Annotated in this window: 21 protein-coding genes; 12 read left to right on the top strand and 9 right to left on the bottom strand. The window is 40.5% G+C overall.

The genetic code is table 11. From position 1 onward, the window contains the following. Window positions 1–19: 19 nt before the first annotated feature. The 5 genes from ABJH98_RS17240 to ABJH98_RS17260 form a co-directional block, all read right to left on the bottom strand. The gene (locus ABJH98_RS17240; protein ID WP_348309006.1) at window positions 20–1,798 is read right to left on the bottom strand and encodes a hypothetical protein; all 1,779 of its coding nucleotides are present in this window, start codon (window positions 1,796–1,798) and stop codon (window positions 20–22) included. Continuing rightward, entirely contained in the window at window positions 1,783–4,161 is a 2,379-nt protein-coding gene (locus ABJH98_RS17245) for a glycoside hydrolase family 2 TIM barrel-domain containing protein (protein ID WP_348309007.1), read from the bottom strand. Before ABJH98_RS17245 ends, ABJH98_RS17240 begins: the two co-directional genes overlap by 16 nt. 17 nt (window positions 4,162–4,178) lie before the next feature. Then, the gene (locus ABJH98_RS17250) at window positions 4,179–6,605 is read right to left on the bottom strand and encodes an alpha-L-rhamnosidase C-terminal domain-containing protein (RefSeq protein ID WP_348309009.1); all 2,427 of its coding nucleotides are present in this window, start codon (window positions 6,603–6,605) and stop codon (window positions 4,179–4,181) included. Window positions 6,606–6,782: 177 nt separating this feature from the next. Next, entirely contained in the window at window positions 6,783–7,655 is an 873-nt protein-coding gene (locus ABJH98_RS17255) for an AraC family transcriptional regulator (protein WP_348309011.1), read from the bottom strand. A gap of 56 nt (window positions 7,656–7,711) precedes the next feature. Continuing rightward, window positions 7,712–8,740, bottom strand: coding sequence for a GntR family transcriptional regulator (locus ABJH98_RS17260; protein WP_348309012.1), 1,029 nt, complete (start codon window positions 8,738–8,740; stop codon window positions 7,712–7,714). Between the two features lie 369 nt (window positions 8,741–9,109). Here ABJH98_RS17260 and ABJH98_RS17265 point away from each other — a divergent pair, with 369 nt between their 5' ends. The 9 genes from ABJH98_RS17265 to ABJH98_RS17305 all read left to right on the top strand — a co-directional run bounded on the left by ABJH98_RS17265 (window position 9,110) and on the right by ABJH98_RS17305 (window position 17,517). Further along, on the top strand, window positions 9,110–10,000 hold the full coding sequence (locus tag ABJH98_RS17265; protein ID WP_348309014.1) for an SDR family oxidoreductase: 891 nt from the start codon (window positions 9,110–9,112) through the stop codon (window positions 9,998–10,000). Further along, window positions 9,997–10,800: a hypothetical protein gene (locus ABJH98_RS17270; RefSeq protein ID WP_348309016.1), complete on the top strand. Its 804-nt coding sequence runs from the start codon at window positions 9,997–9,999 to the stop codon at window positions 10,798–10,800. Before ABJH98_RS17265 ends, ABJH98_RS17270 begins: the two co-directional genes overlap by 4 nt. Window positions 10,801–10,804: 4 nt before the next feature. After that, the gene (locus ABJH98_RS17275) at window positions 10,805–11,584 is read left to right on the top strand and encodes an SDR family oxidoreductase (protein WP_348309017.1); all 780 of its coding nucleotides are present in this window, start codon (window positions 10,805–10,807) and stop codon (window positions 11,582–11,584) included. 21 nt (window positions 11,585–11,605) lie between these two features. Next, window positions 11,606–12,361, top strand: coding sequence for a hypothetical protein (locus ABJH98_RS17280; RefSeq protein WP_348309018.1), 756 nt, complete (start codon window positions 11,606–11,608; stop codon window positions 12,359–12,361). Next, a complete protein-coding gene (locus ABJH98_RS17285) occupies window positions 12,358–13,098 on the top strand; it encodes an acetoacetate decarboxylase family protein (RefSeq protein ID WP_348309020.1) in 741 nt (246 codons plus the stop codon). Before ABJH98_RS17280 ends, ABJH98_RS17285 begins: the two co-directional genes overlap by 4 nt. An 18-nt stretch (window positions 13,099–13,116) precedes the next feature. Beyond that, entirely contained in the window at window positions 13,117–14,055 is a 939-nt protein-coding gene (locus ABJH98_RS17290; RefSeq protein WP_348309021.1) for a C-terminal binding protein, read from the top strand. Further along, a complete protein-coding gene (locus ABJH98_RS17295) occupies window positions 14,052–14,909 on the top strand; it encodes a fumarylacetoacetate hydrolase family protein (RefSeq protein ID WP_348309023.1) in 858 nt (285 codons plus the stop codon). Before ABJH98_RS17290 ends, ABJH98_RS17295 begins: the two co-directional genes overlap by 4 nt. Window positions 14,910–15,048: 139 nt before the next feature. Beyond that, a complete protein-coding gene (locus ABJH98_RS17300) occupies window positions 15,049–16,338 on the top strand; it encodes an aminopeptidase P family protein (RefSeq protein ID WP_348309025.1) in 1,290 nt (429 codons plus the stop codon). A gap of 30 nt (window positions 16,339–16,368) precedes the next feature. Continuing rightward, window positions 16,369–17,517 carry an alpha-hydroxy acid oxidase gene (locus ABJH98_RS17305; RefSeq protein WP_348309026.1) on the top strand — a complete coding sequence of 383 codons (1,149 nt, stop codon included), beginning with the start codon at window positions 16,369–16,371 and terminating at the stop codon, window positions 17,515–17,517. Window positions 17,518–17,527: 10 nt separating this feature from the next. On the opposite strand, the gene ABJH98_RS17310 is transcribed toward ABJH98_RS17305, so the two are convergent. Then, window positions 17,528–18,541 carry a LacI family DNA-binding transcriptional regulator gene (locus ABJH98_RS17310; protein WP_348309028.1) on the bottom strand — a complete coding sequence of 338 codons (1,014 nt, stop codon included), beginning with the start codon at window positions 18,539–18,541 and terminating at the stop codon, window positions 17,528–17,530. A 79-nt stretch (window positions 18,542–18,620) separates the two neighbouring features. On the opposite strand from ABJH98_RS17310, the gene kduI reads away from it, so the two are divergent. The 3 genes from kduI to ABJH98_RS17325 all read left to right on the top strand — a co-directional run bounded on the left by kduI (window position 18,621) and on the right by ABJH98_RS17325 (window position 21,503). Further along, complete coding sequence (gene kduI, locus ABJH98_RS17315; protein WP_348309029.1) at window positions 18,621–19,463, top strand: 5-dehydro-4-deoxy-D-glucuronate isomerase; 843 nt, start codon at window positions 18,621–18,623, stop codon at window positions 19,461–19,463. 5 nt (window positions 19,464–19,468) lie between these two features. Further along, window positions 19,469–20,263, top strand: a complete 795-nt coding sequence (locus tag ABJH98_RS17320; protein WP_348309030.1) for a gluconate 5-dehydrogenase — start codon at window positions 19,469–19,471, stop codon at window positions 20,261–20,263. A gap of 61 nt (window positions 20,264–20,324) precedes the next feature. After that, window positions 20,325–21,503: a DUF4861 family protein gene (locus tag ABJH98_RS17325; protein ID WP_348309031.1), complete on the top strand. Its 1,179-nt coding sequence runs from the start codon at window positions 20,325–20,327 to the stop codon at window positions 21,501–21,503. A gap of 45 nt (window positions 21,504–21,548) precedes the next feature. On the opposite strand, the gene ABJH98_RS17330 is transcribed toward ABJH98_RS17325, so the two are convergent. Genes ABJH98_RS17330 through ABJH98_RS17340 form a run of 3 tightly spaced genes read right to left on the bottom strand, consistent with a single transcriptional unit; the run spans window position 21,549 to window position 23,913 of the window. After that, the gene (locus ABJH98_RS17330; protein WP_348309032.1) at window positions 21,549–22,001 is read right to left on the bottom strand and encodes a DUF2062 domain-containing protein; all 453 of its coding nucleotides are present in this window, start codon (window positions 21,999–22,001) and stop codon (window positions 21,549–21,551) included. A 9-nt stretch (window positions 22,002–22,010) separates the two neighbouring features. Further along, a complete protein-coding gene (corA, locus tag ABJH98_RS17335) occupies window positions 22,011–23,135 on the bottom strand; it encodes a magnesium/cobalt transporter CorA (RefSeq protein ID WP_348309034.1) in 1,125 nt (374 codons plus the stop codon). Between the two features lies 1 nt (window position 23,136). Continuing rightward, window positions 23,137–23,913, bottom strand: coding sequence for a crotonase/enoyl-CoA hydratase family protein (locus ABJH98_RS17340; RefSeq protein WP_348309036.1), 777 nt, complete (start codon window positions 23,911–23,913; stop codon window positions 23,137–23,139). Window positions 23,914–23,919: the final 6 nt, after the last annotated feature.

A 23,919-nucleotide genomic window follows, 5' to 3' on the forward strand; every position in this document is an offset into this window, starting at 1 on the left:
CTGCTGTTTTTAATATTGTTTAATACAAATAGGCCTTTTTAATCAAAGCTATTTGATCTTCATTTTTGGTGTTTTTCTTGATCAAATCCTGAAATATATAGTAAGAGAGCCAAAAGCCATTGTGATACTGCTCTCGGATACTCTTTGGATTTTTATAGTGATTGTACCACTGAGTAATTAGGTTTTCCTTTTCAGCAAGTGCCAGCATTTCAGCTGCATGCATCATTTGATTAGCGGCCACTTTTTCGAATAATAACGTATAGTCCTCGTAAGTCATAGACTCAGTTTTTATCACATCGCTAGAATCTGATAGGCCAAGGTCGGTAAGAGAAAGTGATTGTTCATACTTCTGATCGCCGTCCATGTCCAATTTCATTTCATCAAAAAAACCATTTTTATCGGTGTCTTCGTATTTCACCGTAGCAAAACGGACTGGCTCAAATTGATCCGTATCTTCGGGCTGGATGTTGGGTCCGCGCCATCCTTGCCATCCTTGATAACTCAATGTATTTTGGTCGATCCGCCAATAGCCTGTTTCGGCACCGTATAGGTGTATTTTGCCATCCAGAGGGGAGATGTATAGATTGCCTTGACCAGAAAAATCTTGATCCCATTCACCACGATCTCCTGATGCGTCTGCTTGTGGATTATGATCTAAACCACCTTTGCCAGCACCGATCTTGAACGGGTCTTTGGGCTCATAAAACTCTACCCGTTCCCAGCGATGGCAGTCGTCGTCTTCATCGAACACCAACCAGCAAGAGTTCCATTCTCCTCTGGAAAAAGTAAGGTCGTAGGCTGAATCATGATTGGTATATATTAATTGATTCAGATGTCTCCATCTAGGGTCAGCGAAGTATTTGTCGGATTCTTTAGCTATTGGATGAGCTTTGATTGGCTGTACTTGATCAGAGTAGTCGAAGCCTTTGCCGCTGAATTTAAGACTCATATCAAAATCTAATTCACTACCTGCATGGTTATCATTATCCATATCAAAAGTCATTTGTACCATTGTGGCCTTTTGGCTAAATGCCCAATTGACTAAATCCTTTTGGCTTTCCTTGGCTACAGGTTCATCCACTATTCGAATCGCCATCTCCGTCAGTCCGTCCTTGTCCTGATCGTAGAATAGAAAAGGATTTTCCCAATTGAAACTGAGATCATCTATATTCCAGGACGAGATATGTACTTTGAGCATGGTGCTCTGTCCGTGATAGTCAGCAAAGAAATTGGCTTTTCCACTATGATCCCAGCCTTCATATCTGAAGGCATCCCAGTTGACAAAACCAAAAACACCATCCTGATCATTGTCGACAAACCACATATAATGAGATTTCCATTTTCCCGTGTAATCTTTATCTCCATTTTCGATAATAACTTGGTAGTCGGCTTTTCCATCTTGATTTTCGTCGATGTAATCAACGATGAGATCGCCACTGTCTCCATATTTTCCGTCTTGATTAAGGTCGATCAAGAGACAGTCATTGTCTTGATCTCCTTCCAGGTCACCCTTTTTCATATCTCCATCATCGTCGAGCCAAAGAGCTTTCATCTGGTTGGGTAATGTTACTTTCATCCCTTTCAGTGTTTTCCCTTTTTTTTCAAAGATGTATTCCACCTGACCGGGATCAGGGAGAGGCAATCGAAAAGGTGTAAGTGTTTCTTCCAACTGTGGATTCCTAAAGGTCGAATGCTGACCTTGGCTACTTACGGGCATGCAATGCACAAGACCGATCAGACCAAATATTTTCCAGGATCGACGAATGCTTAGTAAAGGATTATTTATTTTTCTGGCCATCCATCAGGTTTTTGATACTTGAAATCGAAATATTCAGGTTGCTCTACTTCTCCTACTTGAATGTATCGTAGACTTACTTGTTTCATTCGATTGCTTTTAGGATCGTCTAATTCTGTCATGACAAGATAGCCACCTGCTTTTTCTGGTAAAGTCATGGTTACTGGTACCAATGTTTGCCAGAATGGCTGAACGGATACTTGCTGCTCGCCTGCTGTAACTATATTCCCTTTGTTATCTAGCACTTTGTATTGAATAGTTCCAGTTTTGGATTGTGCTGTGTCATTGACCACCATGATGTTAAAATTAAAAGAACCGCCTGGTTTTTGCATAGCGGGAGACTTCACATATCTAGCATCTTCTATATCTAAGAAAGCTGCAAATGGTCGAGTGACATGATATTGTGAAAGCAATGCTTGGGAAGGGATTAAGTCTTTGATGTCATGGATAAACCAATCGCCAGTGTGCCCGTTGTTGTTGGTCAGATAGGCAAAAGACGCTACTCCATCCGCTTCTCTGGTAGAACGAATCATTTCTGTTTCGATAGCCTGTAGATAGGCTTGAAATGCCCATCGCTCGTTTGCGGTGGCTTCTTTCCCTACATAATATTCATATACATCACGATTGCTCTCATACAATTGAGAACCATCGGGTTCGTAGTATTCATAATTTTTTGAGTAAGGTACTTTGTCGTTTTTAGTGAAATTGCCAAAAGTTCGAACCCCAGAGGTGAGACCATCTCTATTTTGCCATAACCAGGCAAATTCATTGACGATTACTGGGGCGTTGGCTTGTTTCATATGTTCGAGTCCGGCTACTTTATCGTTGAGTTTACCAAAGCGGAAAGCTGCTCTTGTGTCTTTGATAAACTGATCACCTACCCACCAACCATGTGCAAGCGGGTACCAATGGTATTCAAATACATCTAGTCTACTGCCAGGAACAGCTTTCATAAAACCTAGGTCCCAAAGTCTTGTAGGGTCGATCAATCTAAGCTGAGGAATCAATTCTCTACCAATGTATTCTTGTTTTTGTTCGTTGAGGGCGTCCCAAATCACTATACTGGGATGGTTGCCATCTTGCCAGATCCAATCGGCATATTCAATAGCATATTGTGCAGGACGTCCACGCAAATTCCACATATTGTATTCGTTCTGAATCAGGATACCATGCTCATCGGCCAGGTCGTACCAAAATTCAGGAAGCAAGCCAATGCTGACTCGGAAGAAATTCCACCCCATGGCTTTCGGAATTTCAACCATCATTTTTTCTACCCATTGGCGATCCCACGGTAAGTTGCTTCTGTCTCTGTCTTCGAAAAATCGATTGAGTGTAAGTGTAGAACCGAATAGTGCTATTTCTTGTCCATTAAGTTGAAAGGATTTTTCAACCGACTTAAAGTCTCGCATTCCGAAGGCAAAGGTCTGTTGATCAGATGGGCCAATCCAAGGCTGGTCATCTTTGGGTTTGAGGTTCTCAGTGTTACCATAGTTGTCGAAGAATTTTCGATCAGCCGAGACTGTTACTACTGCTTCGTATAGAAATGGATCTGCAGGAGACCAAGGCTTTATTTCTTCATTGAAATCAAATGTGAATTCTACTTCTTGACGTTCTATTTGACATTGGATTTTGTCAGAAATTCTTTTTGTGTCAGTGACGATCCTGCCTGTTTTTTTCTCGCGAATATGTGCCTCTAACGTGTATTCTATGAAACTGTATTCGGTATTTCTTTCTAGTATTTTGGCATAATTCTCTAGCTGAATTTTAACGGTTGCTTGCTTGGCGACAAGATCTGGGAGTGCCAGTGCTCTATGTACACGAATTGGGCCACCAAATTCAATATAGATGTCGTCCCAGATGCCTGGGAAGTCTGTGTACTTTTCTCGATCAAAGCCAGTGGCCGCTTCTTTTGGCATCCAAGCGCGTTCACCTAACCTGAGCAAAAGTTCGTTGTCCTTTCCATAGATTAAATAATCAGTGAGATCGACATCAATTGGGGTGTTATTTTGCATGTATGTGCCAAGATCGATGCCATTGAGAATCACCTGTGTGTTGAACCTGCTCTTGAGGGCGGTGAGTATAGCGGTCTTCTTTTTGTTAGATTTAGGTACTTTGAAAGTGAATTTATACCAATTGTACTTGGGTGTATGTGTACCAGAGTAGTAATCGTCATATTGCTCAATTTTTGGTGAAGCCATGTCGATGAGTCCTGGCACTGGTATAGTTCGAGTATAAGCCTTGGGTGGAAAGGCCGATTCTGTTTGCTCGAATGGCACTTTGCCGTTTAATGATAATTTTTCAATGGCCTGAGCGGATAAACCATGACTCAGGGTAATGACTATAAGCGATAATATTATCTTCTTCATATTCTATTTCACAAATTCTAAATCTTGTTAATACCAGGGTTGAGTTGGAGCTGTTGTTCTTTCCATTTGAATTTTCCGCTAATGTCAGCTGGTAAGGTAATGGTTCCATTGAGCTTCCCATTTTTGTCTAACTTAAAATCGACGGTTAGTGGTCCGTTAGGGTGAGGGAAAGATGCTTTTACCTTCTTAAGGTGTCCAAAGTTGGGTGTGATTAGCACTTTTTGAAATCCTGAAGCGGCTGATTGAATACCTGCTACCGTATGGATAAAATCAAAACATGGACTGGCGCTCCATCCATGACATTCGGATCTTGGGTTGATGTCAGTTTCTCCGAAAGTAGTCATGCCTCTATCCAGCATGTCTTGCCAAGGTGTTAGTCCTGAGAGGTATTGATCAGCAGTTCCAGCTTTTTGCATAGCTCTTGTCAAGTAGAATCTAAAATAGATTGAACTTTGAATCAAGTCTTCATCGGTGAGCAATCGCTCCATTAGTGCAGACTGTTCTTCTGTAGCAATGGCATCGGTCAGAATCGCAAATACATTGGTGTGTTGAGAAAATACATCCTTCTCTGGGCGTTCGGCTATCAATTGTCTTTGGTTGTCGTAGCAGTATTTCAATACCGCATCGATCATAGCCTGTGCCTGATTTCTATATTGAGTCGCTTGGGTCAAATCACCAAGTTGTTCGAAAATATCTGCAGCATTTTGTAATGCTAATGCATATTGTAAACTCACATTGGCAGAATGACCATCGTCAGCGCCTACCGGTATCCCATTTTGAAAACCTTCACTCCAGTCGGTAAAATTCCACCAGTCTAACTGGGCTAACATGCCAGAATCATCTTCTTTGTTTTCAAACCAACCAAGTACACTTTTGATTCCTGGTAAATATCCTTCTATAAATGCAGGATCATTTCTGAAACGTGAATAGTCATGGATCATACCGATCCAAAATAATGAATAGGGAGGGATGACCTGGTTGATGTAAGATGGATATCTGCTTTGAGTGAGCCCATTGGGCATACGAGAATCATCGAATTGCTGTATGGCTTTTCGCATCAAACGATCGTCACCTGATACAAAGATGGATACCAGAGACTCAATGCGAGTGTCACCAATATATTGCAATTGTTCGTAGTAAGGATCTTCAAATTGATCAGTTGCAGAATTTTGGAGGGTGAGCCAGGCAGCTTTCCAGATCGCATTGAGGGAAGTGTCGTCCGATTCGAACGTCGCCTTTTCTTCGAAAGGATAAACAGAATAAATATTGTAAAAGTCATTTATAACCAGAGGCTCATCTCCAGTAGAAATGTCCAATTGAACGAATCGAAAAGTACGCATCGCCTGTGGTTGAAAGACACGATTATCACCTCCATCTGGTGAGTAAATATCATAATAACCTCGAATTTCCTGATCCTTCAATTGATTTCGAGGGCCTTTTTTCCATCCTCCATGAGCACTAAATTCACTCGATGATTGGTAGAATAGGGCTTCCGCATAAGTAGTCTTTATTGTAGCATTATTCCCTTTGCTCACTGATAGTTTAGGATAACCTACTGTGTGTGTTTTATGATCCAATAGAATGGAGACAGAAGTGTTGGCTGGAACAGTGACTGCTTCTGTACCGAGCATAAATTTTTTTGGCACCTTGATGTTAGTGCTCATTGCCACTTCACTGAAACGGGTGGTCGAGTCCGATAAAAACGGAATACTACGAGGCACCAAATACCAGGTACTTCCAAATAAGAAACCTCTGCCAACAGCAAACTCCACCATGGCTAAACGAGGTTTAGCCCACTCGCTGTCATCAAAATCTAATTGGTTCCAGCCCCAAGGATACTGGCTGCCGTCTACACGATCGCCAGGACCAGCTGCGTAGTAGCCACCGACAGAATCACTAACAAATGGAATGCTAGAATAGGCTTCGTTTTTGTAGACTTTCCAGTTACTGTTTTTGGTGGTATTGATATCAGCCACGTTCGATTCAGCGCCCTGCATGATAAACGCAGTTTGGAAAGTTTGCTGTTTGGCATGTCTAAACTCACCAAAGTTGATCACTTCTACGGCAATGACATTTGAACCCGCTTTCAATAATGGTGCTATGTCGTGTGTTTCGTATCTCCAATGCGCAATGTCTCCGATGGCGGGTCCTCGGCCGACAAAGGTTCCGTTCACAAAGAGTTTGTATCTGTTATCAGCAGAGAGATGGACTACAAAAGTACTTGGAGCCTCTTTTAGCTCGAAAGTTCTTCGAAAATTGAAAACCCCATAGTCCATGGTAGATGCTGTGGGGTGAGTGATCCATTGGGCAGTCCAGGCATGCTTGAGCATGTTGAAATTTTTGCCTTGATGGTTGATAGAAACTTGGGATTCTTGAGCTAGAAGGATCGATGAAAAAGTGAAAAGTAGAAATATGGCCAAATAAGATTGACGCGTCACCTTCATTTTCCTTTTTTTACATAAATTTTTTCTTATCATAAATTTTTCTCAATTCGTTTAGAGGTCAATCAATAAAAGCTCTGATTTTTTAGTATTACTTAGGATGGTCTTAGAATGCTAACTTGCTAAATGAATCAAAAATTTCTATCCTGTTTTACCCTGTATATATTTCAATTCACACGCTCATAGCGTCATTTGACTTCTCCGATCATGGGAGGGTGATTTTCCAGTTTTCTGTTTATACAATTTCGAAAAATAGAAGACGGAATTTATTCCTACTCTATTCGCTACTTCACCAATTTCCATATCTGTGTTATGCAAAAGTCTACGAGCAAGGCTGATTCGTTCTGCAATTAAAAACTGGTTTAATGAATATCCAGTAGCTTTTTTAAATGTTAATCGGAACTGACTGTAGCTCAAATTGAATCGTTCACTCATTTTTTTGTAATCGATTTGGTTGGTCAAATTCTGTCTTATAAAATCTATACTTGATTGAACAATGTATTCGTGTCTATTGGTCTTAATTTTTACGCTTTCATCTAAGGTAAAATGACTGATGAGCTGAATCAGTGAGCCGAATAATACCTTTTCCATCAATTTGGCCGGAGTACCCACCAGGCGTAGTATATGATTAAATAATGTGATGATATCACTTTGATAGCCCATAGGCTTAATATGAGTGGTATGATTGGGAAAGAGGTCTTTTACAACATAGCTTTCGATATATTCACCTTTGAAGCCTAACCAGTATTCTTCCCATCCGAGATCTTTATGTGGCTTATATCGATGCCATTCTTCTTTGTTGATAATTATGGCATCACCGGGTTTTATTTCAACTTGTCCAGTATTGGATTCGAAAATACCACCTCCCGTAGGGATATAAATAATGTAATAATCCGGCAACGTCCTTCCTTCTTCCCAGGAAAATAAATGTGTTTCAGGGTGACCTTTTACAGGGTATTCGGCATTACGGTTAATTTGCTCATAACCACAAGTGATCAGTTTGATTCCCCAGTTTTCGTTATCCCCAGAAAAGTACTTCCAATAGTTTTCCATTTCCAAGTATAACTATTTTTGGTTATTAGTTTGTACAAAATGATTGTATAGACAAACTAAAGTGACGCTCTGGACATAAAATGAAAATCGTTTTTAACAACGCCAGAAACTTGGCCTAATATCATGTCAGCAGCATCTCTACCCATTTTTGCAAAATCTGCAGTCATTACCGAAATACCCTCGGCAAGAACTTCTTTCAGTGCAGTATCATTATATGATAGAATGCCAGTATCCTTCGCGAGTCTCATTTTTGAAAGCTGAATGTTTTTAATAATTGTAACTAAATCAGTTTCTTCCAAAATAATGAAAGCTGATTTATTGTAATTTTTTGGGTCAATGCTCGTCGCACTGTCATAAATCTCGTACTTGAATTGATTAAATCCGCAAAATCTTTTGAATCCAGCAAGAATATCATCTGGGTATGAGTGCACCTTGTCCTCAGGGTATATGAGAATTAGTTTTTCGTATTTGCGCAATAAATTGCTGGCCTCTTCAAGGGCATTATAAATATCTTCTTTCAAGTCTTGATAAGTGCCGCCTTTACAGTTGGAAAGTTGCTCTAGCTTGGTATCTAGCAGAATAAGTTTTTCGGAATTAATCTTGAGTAACAAGTCATTTAACTCGACTTGGTTTTTTTCATCGAACCCTGGCATGATTACATAATAATGGTAACCATCGAGGTTTCCTTTTACTATTTTCTTAAATAGAGAATAATCACAATAGTCTACAGTGGCCTGATTACTCAGCTTCTGAATCATTTCATTGTAAATGGTCTTCTTTTCAGAGCTAAAATCATTGACCAGCAGAAGTATCTTTATTTCTGAGCTGGATATATCATCTAGAATGTAATAGCCTTTTCTTTTTACAGATTGTATGATCTGTTCTTTACAGAGATACCTATAGGCTTTTTCTACAGTATCTCTCGAAAGATAGTAGTCAAAACTTAACTGATTAATAGAAGGCAATTTGTCTCCTGCATTCAGTTTTCCAACCTTAATGCTCCAGATGATGCTATCTATTATTTGTTTGTATTTAGGCGTGTTGGAATCATCACAAATATCTAGTTGTATAAAATCGTGTTTCATGATCATTCAGTGTTTTGTTTATAATATTCATGGTGTCAATGAGGCTTATCGATTATGTTTTTTAGAGCAAAAACCAATGAATTGCTAAAACACATGTGGTAAGCTGCCATTTCGCACAATACAAACTTGACCAATAACAATACGATATGAAATAGTCATAATGATTAATGTTTTATACAAAATGATTATTTCAAAAGAACTGGTTGATATGAATTAAACAAGATTTAAGAACAGAGAAACGGAAAAAATCTACTCATACGACCTGTATAGTCATGAAAACAAAAATGACTCAATGTCTTTTCAATTGGTAAGCCTTAATAATTAAGATTTAAATGAGTTGCGCTTTTTTGGGACATTTTTTTATAAGAAATGGTAAGAGAGCAGTATAGGGCAGGACAGCTCAATTTTTTTGAATGTTCATCTTCACAATATGAAAATGGGCTTAGGCCTATTGAAAACAAACATTTAAAAGAATACTGTACGAAGGGTTTTATGTTCGAAATAAAAGGTAAAAGGGTGCTGATAACCGGGGGGTCCCGAGGAATTGGTCTGAGCTATGTGGAAGCGCTTGCAAAGCAAGATTGTGAAATTGTGTTTAGCCATTACCAAGATTCAGACAAAGCAGTAGTAGAATGTGAGAGGTTAGAGCGTGAACTTGATGCCAAAGTCCATCACATAGAATCTGACATAGCTAATATTGAACAAACTGAGGAGTTAGTACATCAAGCGATTGAGATTCTAGGAGGCATAGACATCATGATCAGCAATGGAGGGATATGTAAGTTTACAAATTTTTTGGAAATCTCCTTAGACAACTGGAACCGTCATATGGATGTCAATTTGAATGGTCCATTTAGAGTAACACAGTTAGCCGCCAAGCAAATGATTAAACAAGGTATTGGCGGTAGAATCATTTTTACTACCAGCGTAGGCGCGCATAGATCAAATGCTAAACAAACACATTACTGTGCATCTAAGGCAGGGCTAAGCTTATTGTCCATGGGAATGGCAATAGAACTTGGAGAGCATGACATTACGGTGAATAGCATCGCACCTGGATGGATACATACTGACATCAATGATAGGGAATCGAGAGATTTAGAAACTGTAAACCCTTGGATCGATTCAAAGCTTGCCAAAAACAGATTGGGAAAACCAAAGGACTTAGAGTCAGCAGTATTGTTTCTGGCCAGTAAGGAGGCAGAATACACTACAGGTTCGACAATCTTTGTCGATGGTGGATGGAATGCACAATTATGATAGAAAGTTACAAAATAACAGCATTGAAAATGGGTGAGGCCAATGTGCCGGCAGCCGAAGTTTATTGGATGACCAAGCTATATGGGTGGGAAATGCTCACATTTTGGGCTTTTCTTATAGAAGGAAAAGGGAGAAAAATCTTATTGAATACTGGCTTTCCAAAAGATTATTCAGATTTAGATTCCCTTTGGACCAATTGGGCCATGGAGGCCATGAACGAACATGGGCATGAACCAATTATTACGGAAGACAATTGGATTGTGAATGCACTAGCGCAGAGCGACACCTCCCCTGAGGAGATTACAGATGTGATTATCACTCCGATCACTTCGTATGCCACAGGTGGATTAGATCAATTTCCAAAAGCCAACATTTGGGTATCGCACAAAGGATGGATGGATTTCCATGCTCCGGATCCCGAGATTCCGCAGTTACCAAGAAATATCCTATTTCCTGATCATGTTATTAGTTATTTAGTCAAACAAGAAGCTGCAGCAAGAATCAAACTCTTGCCAGATGAAGAAACAGAATTCTTACCAGGGATTACCTCTTGGTTTTGTGGTGGGCATCATCGCTCGTCCATGCTGTTTAAGGTGAGAACTAAGGAAGGAGTAGTAGGACTCACAGATGCAGTTTTTAAGTATCGAAATTTTGAAGATAAGATTCCCCTTGGATTGAGCGAATCGATAGAAGAACACTATCGTTTGTTTGCGAAAATGGAAAGAGAAGTGGATTTGATTTTGCCTTTATATGACGGAGATATAAAGCGCAAACACCCAAGTTTAGTTATAGGAAATTAAAAATATGAAATTGGAATTTGAGAATAAAGTAGCGTTAATCACTGGAGTAGCGAGTGGTTTTGGAAAAGCAACTGCACTTCAGTTGGCGGAGAAAGGATGTGTAATCGTAGGTGTGGAACGCAATGAAGAGAAACTGAATAATGTACTTTCATCACTCCCCACGATCGGTGGACAACATCATGCGCTTGTACAAGATTTGAGAGATGCTGAAGGGGCTAAACAAGTGGCTGCTAGAGCGAAGAAGCTTGCTGGTAGAATAGATATTGTAGTTAATTCTGCAGGAGTTTGTCATTTCAACAAGCTCAATGAAATAACCATAGAAGAATGGGATGAAGTATTTGAAATAGATGTTCGTGCCTTATTTCAAGTGGCAGTAGGAGCAGCAGAAATCATGGATCATGGTGGAAGTATTATCAATCTAGGTTCTAATGCTGGACGAAAAGGAAGGGCAGTGTCTGCACATTATGCGGCAGCTAAAGCTGGAGTGAGTAATTTTTCTGAATCTCTTGCCTTGGCTTACGGTGCCAAAGGTATTCGTGTAAATACGGTGAGTCCAGGGCCAATTATGACACCGATGTGGGATAGTCTCTACCCTGAACTCGCACCTATTACAGGAAAAAATTCAAGAGAACTGGCAGAGGCCTGGACCACACAAACACCACTAGGTCGCTTGGGTGAATCGGATGATGTGGCAAACCTCATTGTCTTTTTGTCTTCCGAAAAAGGAAGTTTTATCACCGGTCAAGACATCAACGTATGCGGCGGATTTATGCTCAATAGCTAATTAATAAAAATTATTTAAGAGATGAAACTATCAAAATCAGATATTATCAATAGAGACCTGAGGCAAGATTCGCCTTCGGAAGTAGGAAAAGCAACTTTGACATTGGCTTATGAAGCCATGCAAAAAGGCGATCTGGAAGAAGCCAAAAGAATTACGGAATATGCTCGTTTGGAATGGGAAGTTGTGCACGATATGTTCACTAACTGGGCATGGTCATTTTTTACCTACATCGCTGACAACTTCGGAGAAGACGAAGTAGAAAAAGCCTTCAGAGGGATACTGGGAAGTTATTACAAGGCCCGATACGATAAAGTAATGGCTCAGGATGTAGAGACCCAACTACAACTAACAATAGAAGGGTTGAGAGGTCACCTCATGGGGCCAGATCGTCAGGGAGAGATTGAAGTGGTTGAAGATAAAGAGAAATACACCTTGGTATTGGATTCCTGTGGAAGTGGTGGTGTAGCTCGCCAAAGAGTAGACAGAGGAGAAGTTGACAATCCGGAGGTTTATGGCAACTCAAAAAAGGAACACCCTTGGACCTGGGGCAAAAAGAATGTGAGTTACTACTGTGGACATTGTACGATGGTCAATGAAATTCTATCTATTGAGAATTATGGACATCCGATGCGAGTTACAGAGCACAATGATGATTCAGAAGCACCTTGCAAGTGGTTAGTCTACAAAGACCCTAAAAAAATACCAGCAGAATATTATGAGCGTGTAGGGAAAAAAGCACCCGATCATGCACCTAGGTTGGCTGATAAGAAAAAATGAGCAACGAAGTAAATAATCATTGGTCCACCCCAATTGGTGCGCCATTGGCTGCTCCATTTCCTTTTTCTTTTCGAGATGTAGAAGTGCTAACGCTCTCCTATAAAACGGACAGAAAGGCTGCTGAAAAGCTGCTACCTGCTCCGCTCCAATTGAGAAGCGACTGGGTGCTCATTCATATATATAACATGAATGACACGGATTATTTGGGTCAATATCAGGAGTGTAATATTATGCTAGATGCAGAGTTGCCCGGGAAAGCGAAAGGGGGCTATTCCCCTTTCCTGTTTTTGAATAGTGATGGTGGTATATCACAAGGAAGAGAAGTGCATGGGCAGCCCAAGAAATGGGGTAATCCAAAAGTGGATTTTAATGGAGATTTGATAATCGGCTCGCTTGAGCGAAATGGCATTGAAGTAGTCAATGGTACCATGGCCTACAAGCAAAATCGAGGATCCATCGAGGAGTTCAAAAAAATGACTTTCGACTTTGGAGTTAACCTCAACTATAAAGTGATCAATCACATCAACGGAGAGACGGCAATCAGACAGATCACCTCTAGGAATCTCGAAAGTGTAAAGATATCAGAGAGTTGGATTGACCCTTGCTCTGTAGCGCTAAGACCCAATATGCAAGCACCAGTTTATAAACTTCCCGTGTTGGAAGAAGGCAACGCATGCTTCTGGAAAGGAGAATTTACTCTGGTTGAAGGTGAAATAGTACATGACTATCTGGTTTGAACTTCAAAATAAAGAAAAATGAAAGTAGTAATTACGGATTGGAATTTTCCGAATATAGAAATAGAAAAAAATATCATCGAGGCAGCTGGCCACACTTTGATAGATGCCCAGTGCAAGACTGAAGAAGAGGTTATTGAACTGGTAAGAGACGCAGATATTGTGATCGCCCAATGGGCTCCTGTGAAGGCTGCGGCTATTGCAGCCATGACCCAATGTCAAGGAATTGTGAGATATGGAATTGGATTGGATAACATTGATTTGGAGGCCGCTAAGAGCAAAGGAATCCCGGTGGCCAATGTGCCCGATTATTGTCTTAATGAAGTAGCGGACCACACCGTGGCATTGATGATGGCTTCTCAGCGACAAATCCTATCTACTTGGGACAGAATTAATCAAGGCACATGGGTGATTACTTCACCTATGACTTTGCCACCGTTGCGTCAATCGACTTTGGCATTGGTAGGATTGGGTCGTATTTCTCAGCGTGTCGCTTCAAGGGCTCAGGCTTTTGGAATGAAAGTGATTGCCTTTGATCCAGGATTAAAAGCAGAGCAATTCAACGAGTTAAATGTTGAATCTGTTTCGTTAGAGCAAATATGGGAGCGTGGCGATATTGTTAGTTTGCATTGTCCACTCATGGAATCTACTCAGCATATTATAAATACTGAAGTGCTGAGCAAAATGAAGTCGACAAGTATTGTGGTCAATACCAGCAGAGGCGGGTTAGTCCATACCAATGATTTGATCAATGCCTTGAATGCTGGCACCATTGCGGGAGCGGCTTTAGATGTGGTAGAAGAAGAGCCGTTGTCTGGTGATCATCCGCTGTTGAAAGCTCAGAATGTGATAGTGACCAGCCATACCGCATGGCATAGTGGAAGCAGCATCACTGAACTACAAACACTAGCTGCAGAGAAAGCCATTGAATTATTAAATAGTGTAATAGAGGAAGTATGAAATTAATAAGATTTGGAGCCGTTGGTCATGAAAAACCTGGGGTGGAATTGAATGATGGTAGCCGCTTGGATGTAAGTTCGTTGGTGTCTGATTATGATGAGAAATTTTTTGCTGGAGATGGAATCTTAGTCTTGAAAGAAAAGCTGAAATCAGCTCAGGATCAATTGCCGAAAGTAGAGCCATCTGCTCGATTAGGGGCACCGCTAACTAGACCGTCCAAAATCGTTTGTGTAGGATTGAACTATGCAAAACACGCAGCTGAAAGCGGAATGGATATTCCTGCCGAACCTGTGTTGTTTTTCAAAGCGACGTCAGCCATCGTTGGTCCGAATGATGATATAGTTATTCCTAAAGGAAGTGAGAAAACAGATTGGGAAGTCGAGTTGGCTATAGTGATTGGGAAAAAGGCTAGTTATGTGGATGAGCAAGATGCAATGGAGCATATTGCGGGATATGTGTTGCACAATGATGTCAGCGAAAGAGCTTTTCAATTAGAGAAAAGTGGACAGTGGGTGAAAGGAAAGAGCTGTGATACATTTGCTCCATTAGGGCCATTCATTGCTACACGAGATGAAATTGCAGACCCAGGAAAACTGAATCTATGGCTTAAAGTCAATGGCGAGACCAAACAAGACAGCGACACATCCGATTTGATTTTTGGTGTACCCCATCTGGTGAGTTATATCAGCCAATTTATGACATTGTTACCAGGAGATATTATATCTACGGGGACGCCTTTTGGAGTAGGAATGGGACTTACACCTCCTACTTATCTTAAAGATGGAGATGAAGTCGAACTAGGCATTGATGGCTTAGGCACTTCTATTCAGAAAGTAAGAGCGTATAAAATTTAGTTTTTAATTAGTTCTAGCGGTTACTGCCCGTTTCGGCTGGAGCTAATCAATTCTTAGTGAAATATTCTCAAGGTATCTAGGATTTATAATCTAATGGTACCTTGGGGGTGCTTGATTCAATCAATTAAACAACAATGCAATGAGATATTCTTTACCCACAAAAGAACTTTATATAAGAAACAGAGCCAAATTTTGTGAGGCTATGGAAAAGGATGCCGTAGCTGTGTTCAATTCTAATGATATAATGCCGACCAATGCGGATGGCATTATGCCGTTTAGGCAAAACAGTGATTTATTGCATCTGACAGGTATAGATCAAGAAGAGACTATTTTGCTCATCAGACCTAATTTTCCAGATGAAAATTTGAGAGAAGTACTTTTCATTCGAGAGACTAATGAATTGATAGCTGTTTGGGAGGGACACAAGTTTACAAAAGAAGAAGCGCGTGAAATTTCTGGCATTCAAAATGTACAATGGCTGTCCGACTTCGAAAAAGCACTGAATGAACTGGCTGTGGCTTCCAATGCGATATATATCAATGCTAATGAGCATACCAGGGCCATGCTTGATGTAGAAACGCGCGATGATAGATTTTCAAAATGGTGTCATCTGAAATACCCAAACCATGAGTATAAAAGAGCAGCACCTGTCATGCAACTTATTCGAACCGCAAAGTCGCAAGAAGAGATAGACATGCTGCAAAAAGCTTGTGACATTACCAACGACGGATTCAGACGAATACTAAAATTTGTAAGACCAGGAGTGAATGAATATGAAATCGAAGCAGAATTCATTCATGAGTTTGTCAAACAAAAATCTCGAGGGTTTGCCTATATCCCCATCATTGCTAGTGGCGGGGATTCTTGTATTCTTCATTACATAGAGAATAAAAAGACATGTAAAGATGGTGATATGCTATTGATGGATGTAGCAGCCGAATATGGCAATTACAATGCAGATATGACCCGTACAATACCAGTAAATGGTAGGTTTAGCAAAAGACAGGCGGATGTGTATCAGGCTGTGTGGCGAGTGAAAACAGAAGCCACCAATATGCTGAGACCTGGAGTGGTTTTATCTGAATTTAACAAAGAAGTAGGACTAGTCATGCAATCCGAGTTACTTGATCTTGGGCTTATAGATCAGACGGATATCAAAAATCAGGCATCTGATTCGCAAGCCTACAAGAAATATTTTACGCACAATACTTCCCATTTCTTAGGCCTAGATGTTCATGATGTGGGTAGCTTTTATGAGCCATTGCCAGAGGGTGCTGTATTGACAGTAGAACCAGGGATATATATCCCAGAAGAAAACTTCGGTATCCGACTGGAAGATAACATTGTGATTCAAAAAGAAAATAATTTGAATTTAATGAAGGATATTCCTTTAGAATTGGAAGAAATAGAAACCCTGATGAACGAATAGTTCGCCCCATCACACTAGATATTATTTGTCATGAGTCACTTATACAATGCCAACTATCCTGCCATAGCGGATTTGAGAAGAAGAGCGAAAAGCAAGATACCAAAATTTGCTTTTGAATATCTTGATGGTGGCTGTAACGAAGATGTGAATCTCGATAAGAATACAAGGGAAATACGAGAAGTAGAATTGATTCCTCAATATTTGACCAAGCATCATCGATCAAATATGCAGACAGAATTATTTGGGCATACTTATGATGCGCCTTTTGGGATTTCTCCAATTGGGTTACAAGGATTGATTTGGCCGAAGGCACCGGAGATTTTGGCAAAAGCAGCTCATAAGCATAACATTCCCTTTATCCTTAGTACAGTCACTACAATGGATATAGAGAAAGCTAGCGAACTGACAGAGGGAAAAGCTTGGTTTCAATTGTACCATCCAGCCGAAGATCGCTTGAGAGACGATGTAATCGCTCGCGCAGCAGCAGCTGGCTGTGAAGTGCTAGTGCTCTTGGCCGATGTACCAACTTTTGGCTTTCGCCCAAGAGATATTAGGAACGGTTTAGCCATGCCACCTCGAATGACATTTCGAAATATTAGGCAAATTATGACACGACCAGAGTGGGCCTTAAGAACATTGATTCATGGTCAGCCTCAATTTCAAACGCTGAAGCGCTATATGCCCAAAGGATTAGACATGAAGCAACTGGGTCAATACATGGACACAACTTTTTCTGGCCGACTGAATGAGGAGAAGATTGCACCAATCAGGGATAAATGGAAAGGGAAGATTGTATTGAAAGGGCTAGCTAGCATGGAAGATGCCGAAAAGGCAGTTCAACTCGGTTTGGATGGCATTATAGTTTCTAATCATGGAGGAAGACAATTGGATGCTGGGCAGTCCACAATAAATCCTATGAAAGGTATTGCCGCAGCTTATAAAGACCAAATTAAAGTCATGATGGATAGTGGTGTGAGGTCAGGTCCCGACATTGCGAGAACATTAGCCAATGGAGCGGATTTTGCGTTTTTAGGTCGAACCTTTATGTACAGTGTAGCTGCTTTAGGAAGTAAGGGTGGTGACCATGCCATCGGGCTGCTCAAAACACAGCTACAGCAAGTCATGGAGCAAATCTGCTGTGAAGAGACGCAAGACTTTTCTAATTTTAGAGCTGAATAAAAATGGATAATTATTGGATCATTGAAGAATTCCGAAGAATCAGCGAAGAATCGATTAGTTTAGTCTCAAGCTTGGCATCAGGATTTTCTATCTGATTAAGTAAGGTTGCAATAGCCATTTTTCCCATTTCTAAAGGGCTTTGATTGACAGAGGTTAGTGAGGGAGTGGTGTATGCTCCCAGCGGTTCGTTACTAAAACCTACAATGGCAATGTCTTTTGGGACATTGATTCCTGATTCTTGAAGTACTTGCATACAGGATATTGCTGCAATGTCATTTGCAGAAAAGATAGCATCAGGTTTTTGTTTCAGGCTGAGTATTAGATTGGCGAGCTGTTTACCATCTTGCGATTTTAGTGAGCTTTTGTAAATCAAAGTAGGATCTTCAGTCAGGTTATACTTTTGTAGAGCCTGTTTATATCCTGTGAGCCGATCCTGATAGATGCTGACATTTTCTAATCCTGTAAAATGAGCAATGCGCTTACGTCCACTTAGTATAAGGTGCTCTGTGGCGTCAAATGCTCTTGCGCAATCATCGATAAGTATATTGTTGGCTGGAATTGCATCACATCTTCGATCGAAAAAAACAATTGGTGTTTTTTGAGCTACAATTCTTTCTAGATGATCATATTGATTGGTCTCCATGGCCATCGACATTATTATTCCATCTACCTGACTGGACAACAGTGTTTCTATTAGCTGCCTTTCTTTGTCCAATTGATCCATAGACTGACCAATTATTACTCGATAGTTATTCTCAAAAGCAATCTCCTCAATTCCTGCAATAGCGGTAGAAAGAAAGTATCGAGAAATACGGGGTACAACTACCCCAATGGTTCGAGTTTTTTGGCTTCGCAGATTTGAAGCCAAAGTGTTTCTGAAGTAGCCTAATTCCTTAGCCTTGGCTTGAATTAAATCACGCGTTTTTTTCGTCACTCTCGGGCTATCAGCAAGCGCTCTGGATATCGTAGAGCTATCTTTTTTGAGAATCCGAGCAAGGTCGTGGATCGTGATTTTGTTCTTCATTATTGCAATTTAGACACTTTTTAAAGATTAAAATACAATCGATTGTATTTTTGTGTACTTTTGAATAAATGAAAATAAAATGAGTATGAAACATGAAGTGAGATATGCTTCTTCACCAGAGGCAGTAAAGCAGTATGATACGGCTGCTTTGAGAAAGGAATTTTTAGTTGAAGACTTGATGGCGCCCGATGAGGTGGTATTGGTTTATTCTCATTACGATAGATATATAACAGGTTCAGCCGTTCCTGTAAAAGGTGATTTATCACTGGAAGCCATAGACCCTTTGAAAGCAGAACACTTTTTAGACAGAAGAGAACTAGGTGTCATCAATGTTGGAGGAGAGGGTGTGGTTACCGTGGACGGATCGGCATTTGAACTGTCCTATAAGGATGCGCTTTACGTGGCTAAGGATAGTAAGTCAGTGGTATTTTCTAGTAAAGATGCTGCTAAGCCGGCAAAATTCTATTTGAATTCTGCACCTGCCCACCAAGCATTTACAACAAAAAAGATCACGAAAGAACAGGCAAATAAAATTGAACTTGGTTCTTTAGAAACAGCAAATCACAGGATAGTAAACCAGATGATAGTGTCTAGCGTTGTCGAGACCTGTCAGTTGCAAATGGGAATGACTGAATTGAAAACCGGTAGTGTTTGGAATACTTTGCCTTCACATGTCCATGATAGAAGGATGGAGGTTTATTTCTACATCGAGGTACCGGAAGGTCAATCTGTGTGCCACTTTATGGGGCAGACCGATGAGACTAGACACATCTGGATGCAAAATGAGCAGGCAGTGATTTCACCGCCATGGTCGATCCATTCAGGTGCTGGCACATCGAATTATACGTTCATATGGGGTATGGCTGGTGAAAACCTAGACTATGGAGATATGGATGTTTGTCCAATTCAAGAATTAAGATAAAAGATATGTCATTAGAATTATTTAACCTCAAGGGCAAAATAGCATTAGTTACTGGTGCTACACATGGTTTAGGTATGGCCATGGCCATGGGACTTGGAAAAGCATGTGCTACTGTGATCATCAATGGTAATTCTTCTCAAGAGAAGATTGACAATGCCTTGAAGGAATATGAGGCAGCTGGTATTTCAGCCAAAGGCTACAAGTTTGACGTGACCAATGAAGCTGATGTGAAAGCAAATGTTGCAAAGATCGAATCAGAAGTGGGCCCCATTGATATTTTGGTAAACAATGCAGGAATCATCAAAAGAGTACCATTGGAGGAGATGGAAGTTTCTGAATTTGAGCAGGTGATCAAGGTAGATTTGGTAAGTCCATTTATTGTTTCTAAATCGGTAGTCAAAGGTATGATTGCTAGAAAATCGGGTAAGATTATCAATATCTGCTCTATGATGAGTGAATTGGGTAGAAACACAGTTGGTGCCTATGCGGCTGCTAAGGGTGGATTGAAGATGCTTACGCAAAATATGGCAACAGAATGGGCCAAGCATAACATTCAAACCAATGGAATAGGGCCTGGCTACTTTGCCACAAGCCAGACTGCACCAATCAGGGTGGATGGTCATCCTTTTAATGACTTTATAGTCGGCAGGACTCCAGCAGGTAAATGGGGAGATCCTTCTGATTTGGAAGGAGCAGCCATATTCCTGTCCTCAAAAGCCAGTGATTTTGTAAACGGACAAGTGATTTATGTGGATGGTGGCATCTTAGCAACTATTGGTAAACCTGCCAACGAGGATTAATAGTAGAGGATCGCGATAGAAGTCGCGAACTCTTTTTTATTTGAACATGATCTAATAAATAATGAAATCAGCATACTTTTTTTTATCGTTAGCACTAGTCATTTGCTCTTGTGCACCTAAGGATACGAATGTTTCGTTTGTCGTTTCGAATACCTTACCATTTGAAAGAAGCAGTGAAGTCATTCAAGTGCCTAACGATATGATTCTTTTGAAGGAAGGTCAGCAATTAGAAAACCTCGGAATTGAAGATGAACAAGGCAACTTAATTTTGGCACAATATATAGATGATAATCAGGATGATATTTCTGATGGAATCTTATTTCAGCCGACAGTGCCAGCCAACGGTCAGGTAAAGTATGTTTTGAAAGAATTAAGTGCTGATGAGCAAACACCTTTAACTAAGAATATCTGTTTCTCAAGATTTGTACCAGAACGCACGGACGATTATGCATGGGAAAATGACAAGGTGGCCTTTAGAGTTTTTGGGCCAACCGCCCAAAAGATGATAGAAGAAGGAGTGCGAGGAGGAACACTTACTAGCGGTATAGATTGTTGGCTCAAGAAAGTAGAGTATCCTATTATTAACAAATGGTATAAAAAGTATGAATCTGATCCCAGTGCTTACCATGTAGATTCTGGTGAAGGTCTGGATAATTTTCATGTAGGTATTAGTAGAGGATGCGGAGGGATTGCGGTAAAAGCTAAGGATAAATTCTTTACTTCAAAAAATTTCACTTCTTACCATACGGTATCCAATGGTCTATTAAGAACAGATTTTATATTAGATTATGCTGACTGGTATGCAGGGGATTCAAATAGGATACATACTTCTAAGAGGATCAGCCTTGACAAAAAGAGCAACCTTAGTAAAATCGAAATGCAAGTAACTGGTACAGATGACATTTGGGCAGGTCTTACTTTGCATGAAAATGATGGAGAAGTAACCGTAGACTCTTTGGGGGGATGGGTGAGCTATTATCAGCCTCATGGAGAAAGCCATCTGGCAACTGCGATTGTAGCCAGCCCAGGTACATTTAGAGGATTTGAAAAAATAGTAACATCTGAAAAGGATTTAAGTCACACCTATATTGACCTAGCTGTAAAAGAAGGGAAGGCCGTGTATTACACTGGATTCTTTTGGGAAGAAAGTGGTCAGTTTGAAAGCAAGGAGGCATGGGAGTTGTACCTCAATCAGTTTGTTGCTCAGCTGAATAGTCCAATGAGCATTACTTTAGAATAACGGAGGCAGGAGAATACCCACCTTTTGAATCTTTGATCGGTTTTCTCAAACAGACTCTCTTCTTCTCTTGTATTTTCTTACAGCCGCCCTCACTAAAAAATAACTAAGCACTGATATAGGAATCGAAAGGAAAAGATTACCAACCATAAACCTCAGGGTATAATCAAATACTTGATCCAGCTGTTGGAATTCAAACGCTACGACTTCTGTATCGCCAAAAATGGCTTCGCCTATTTCATAGCTTGCCCAGTAGATAGGAGCTAGTGTCCAAATATTCCAAACCACCATAGCCGAAAACAACGCATATTTATTAATCGTTTTGAAAATAGCAACTATAGCCACACCGATTAAAATACTAATACCCGGAGTAGGTAAAATGGCTACAAAGCTCCCAACAGCAAAGCCCACGGCTACCGAATGATCAGAAGTCTTGGTCTTCAATACTTCGATAAAGTGTCGTTTGACCTTGTACAACAGTAAGTCTTTGTAATTTTTCACAGTATCAGATTAAATCCATTTCTTGACTTTAAAATAGATGAGCATGGAAATAAAAATAGCTCCCATCACTCCCCAAGTATAGAAATAGCCATTAGGATGATGAAGCTCTGGCATATTTTCGAAGTTCATCCCATAGATGCCGGCGATGAAGGTGAGTGGGATGAAAATAGTCGCTACTGTTGTGAGTACCTTCATCGTTTCATTCATTTTTTGGCTTTGAGAAGCAAAACAGATATTGGTCAAACCTTCTAGTGTTCGCAAAGTCGCTTCTATTTCTTCCATGGCTGCGGAAGCAGAGTTGCCCAAATCTCGATAGTATTTTAGGTTGTTAGCGTGAATAAATTTGCTGTCTCCATTCATTAGATTGGTTAAGGCTTCTTTGAATGGGCTCAATGCTTTTTTAATTATCTGCGCATTTTGTTTGTGTTTTTCAAGCACGATTAAAGTGGATTTATCAGGATCTTCGATAACTACCTTTTCTATCAGCGAAATAGCCTCATTAGTCTGATCTATAGTTTCAAAGTAGTTGTCTAAAATGGCGTCAAGCAACTGTGATAACAAATAGTCACTGGATCGCTTGCGAATGAAACCAAGTCCTTCTTTGAGCTTATTGCGAATTCCTTCGAAGTGATCACCAATTTCCTCCTGAAAGGATACCGCATAATGAGCACCTAATACAAAGGACAACTGCTCCACATCGATTTCTTCATTGTTTTTGGCAATGGATTTAACACTGAAAAACAAATGATCATCATATTCTTCTACCTTGGGTCGCTGGGTAGTATCCAGGATTTGCCTAATGGTGAGTCGATCCAGGTGTACTGCTTTGCCCACTGTTTTGAGCAGTTCTACGTCGTGGACACCGTGGAAATTTAGCCAAGATATATTGTTGCCTTGTGCCTCTTTTAGGAAAGAAAAATCGTCCAAATCATTTTCCACAGTATAGGTCTTGGCGTCAAATTGATAGAGCTGACTTTGAACCGACTCCATTTTCTTCTTCCCAATAAAGGTAAGCTCAGCTTTCGCTTTGGCTTCAGACTTCTTGTCGGAGTACAAATTTTGCCCGAAGGCGCCCAGACTCTTTATGCCTTTTAGCAAAAGTTTGTCAGGTCTGGTGATATCTATGGCTTTCATTTCATTTTCCTTTAAAATTTGCTTCTCTTCTCTCCAAAAAAGACATCAAGCCTTCCTTGGCATCCTCGGTTTGCATCAAGTGGTTTAGTGCAGGCATCAAGCCCTGTTCCGCTAGGTTCGATCCGTCCAAAATGGCAGTTTTGGCACTGGCTAATGTGGCCTGAACAGCCAGTGGGGCTTGCTGGGCTATCCGTTCGGCAATAGCAGTAGCCTGACTTACAGGATCCTTGCTCAATTCCTGTACAAGCCCAATCTTCAAGGCTTCTTGCGCTTCGAACATATCGCCAGTCAACAGATACTTCATGGCATTGCCCCAGCCACATCGCTGCTGAAATCTGATCGTAGCACCACCAAATGCGAGGATGCCGCGTTTGACTTCTATCTGACCGAATTTGCAGTCATTGCCAGCGATGCAAATGTCATTGGCTAGTATCATTTCGATTCCTATGGTCAAGCAAGTGCCTTGCACTGCAATGACTACCGGTTTCGTTCTCTTTTTGTCAAAAATTTGAAGTGGGTCTATTTTACCATCTTCAAAAAGTTTTGCTCCTTGCTGAATGTGTTTAGAAACATCTGCCAAATCCAGTCCAGCTGTAAAATGATCACCATTAGCATACAAAAGCCCACATCGGATGTCAGGGTCAGATTCCATGCGTGTGTATGCCTCTGATAACTCTTGCAGCATCGCATAGGTGAAAGCATTCATCTTATCGGCCCGATTGAGTGTGATGTGCAAAACGTGATTTATTACAACAGTTTGGACTAACTTTTCTTTCATGATTAA

Origin of the sequence: Reichenbachiella sp. (assembly GCF_039969095.1) — a bacterium.
In the GTDB taxonomy this organism is placed as follows: Bacteria; Bacteroidota; Bacteroidia; order Cytophagales; family Cyclobacteriaceae; genus Reichenbachiella.

Bases quoted from the DNA above. Each gene is read 5' to 3' on its own strand.
- ABJH98_RS17260 (WP_348309012.1), bottom strand. From the start codon at position 8,740: ATGAAACACGATTTTATACAACTAGATATTTGTGATGATTCCAACACG.
- ABJH98_RS17245 (WP_348309007.1), bottom strand. From the start codon at position 4,161: ATGAAGAAGATAATATTATCGCTTATAGTCATTACCCTGAGTCATGGT.
- ABJH98_RS17250 (WP_348309009.1), bottom strand. From the start codon at position 6,605: ATGAAGGTGACGCGTCAATCTTATTTGGCCATATTTCTACTTTTCACT.
- ABJH98_RS17325 (WP_348309031.1), top strand. From the start codon at position 20,325: ATGAAATCAGCATACTTTTTTTTATCGTTAGCACTAGTCATTTGCTCT.
- ABJH98_RS17340 (WP_348309036.1), bottom strand. From the start codon at position 23,913: ATGAAAGAAAAGTTAGTCCAAACTGTTGTAATAAATCACGTTTTGCAC.
- kduI (WP_348309029.1), top strand. From the start codon at position 18,621: ATGAGTATGAAACATGAAGTGAGATATGCTTCTTCACCAGAGGCAGTA.
- ABJH98_RS17270 (WP_348309016.1), top strand. From the start codon at position 9,997: ATGATAGAAAGTTACAAAATAACAGCATTGAAAATGGGTGAGGCCAAT.
- ABJH98_RS17295 (WP_348309023.1), top strand. From the start codon at position 14,052: ATGAAATTAATAAGATTTGGAGCCGTTGGTCATGAAAAACCTGGGGTG.
- ABJH98_RS17305 (WP_348309026.1), top strand. From the start codon at position 16,369: ATGAGTCACTTATACAATGCCAACTATCCTGCCATAGCGGATTTGAGA.
- ABJH98_RS17285 (WP_348309020.1), top strand. From the start codon at position 12,358: ATGAGCAACGAAGTAAATAATCATTGGTCCACCCCAATTGGTGCGCCA.
- ABJH98_RS17265 (WP_348309014.1), top strand. From the start codon at position 9,110: ATGGTAAGAGAGCAGTATAGGGCAGGACAGCTCAATTTTTTTGAATGT.
- corA (WP_348309034.1), bottom strand. From the start codon at position 23,135: ATGAAAGCCATAGATATCACCAGACCTGACAAACTTTTGCTAAAAGGC.
- ABJH98_RS17320 (WP_348309030.1), top strand. From the start codon at position 19,469: ATGTCATTAGAATTATTTAACCTCAAGGGCAAAATAGCATTAGTTACT.
- ABJH98_RS17240 (WP_348309006.1), bottom strand. From the start codon at position 1,798: ATGGCCAGAAAAATAAATAATCCTTTACTAAGCATTCGTCGATCCTGG.
- ABJH98_RS17280 (WP_348309018.1), top strand. From the start codon at position 11,606: ATGAAACTATCAAAATCAGATATTATCAATAGAGACCTGAGGCAAGAT.
- ABJH98_RS17275 (WP_348309017.1), top strand. From the start codon at position 10,805: ATGAAATTGGAATTTGAGAATAAAGTAGCGTTAATCACTGGAGTAGCG.
- ABJH98_RS17300 (WP_348309025.1), top strand. From the start codon at position 15,049: ATGAGATATTCTTTACCCACAAAAGAACTTTATATAAGAAACAGAGCC.
- ABJH98_RS17310 (WP_348309028.1), bottom strand. From the start codon at position 18,541: ATGAAGAACAAAATCACGATCCACGACCTTGCTCGGATTCTCAAAAAA.
- ABJH98_RS17255 (WP_348309011.1), bottom strand. From the start codon at position 7,655: ATGGAAAACTATTGGAAGTACTTTTCTGGGGATAACGAAAACTGGGGA.
- ABJH98_RS17290 (WP_348309021.1), top strand. From the start codon at position 13,117: ATGAAAGTAGTAATTACGGATTGGAATTTTCCGAATATAGAAATAGAA.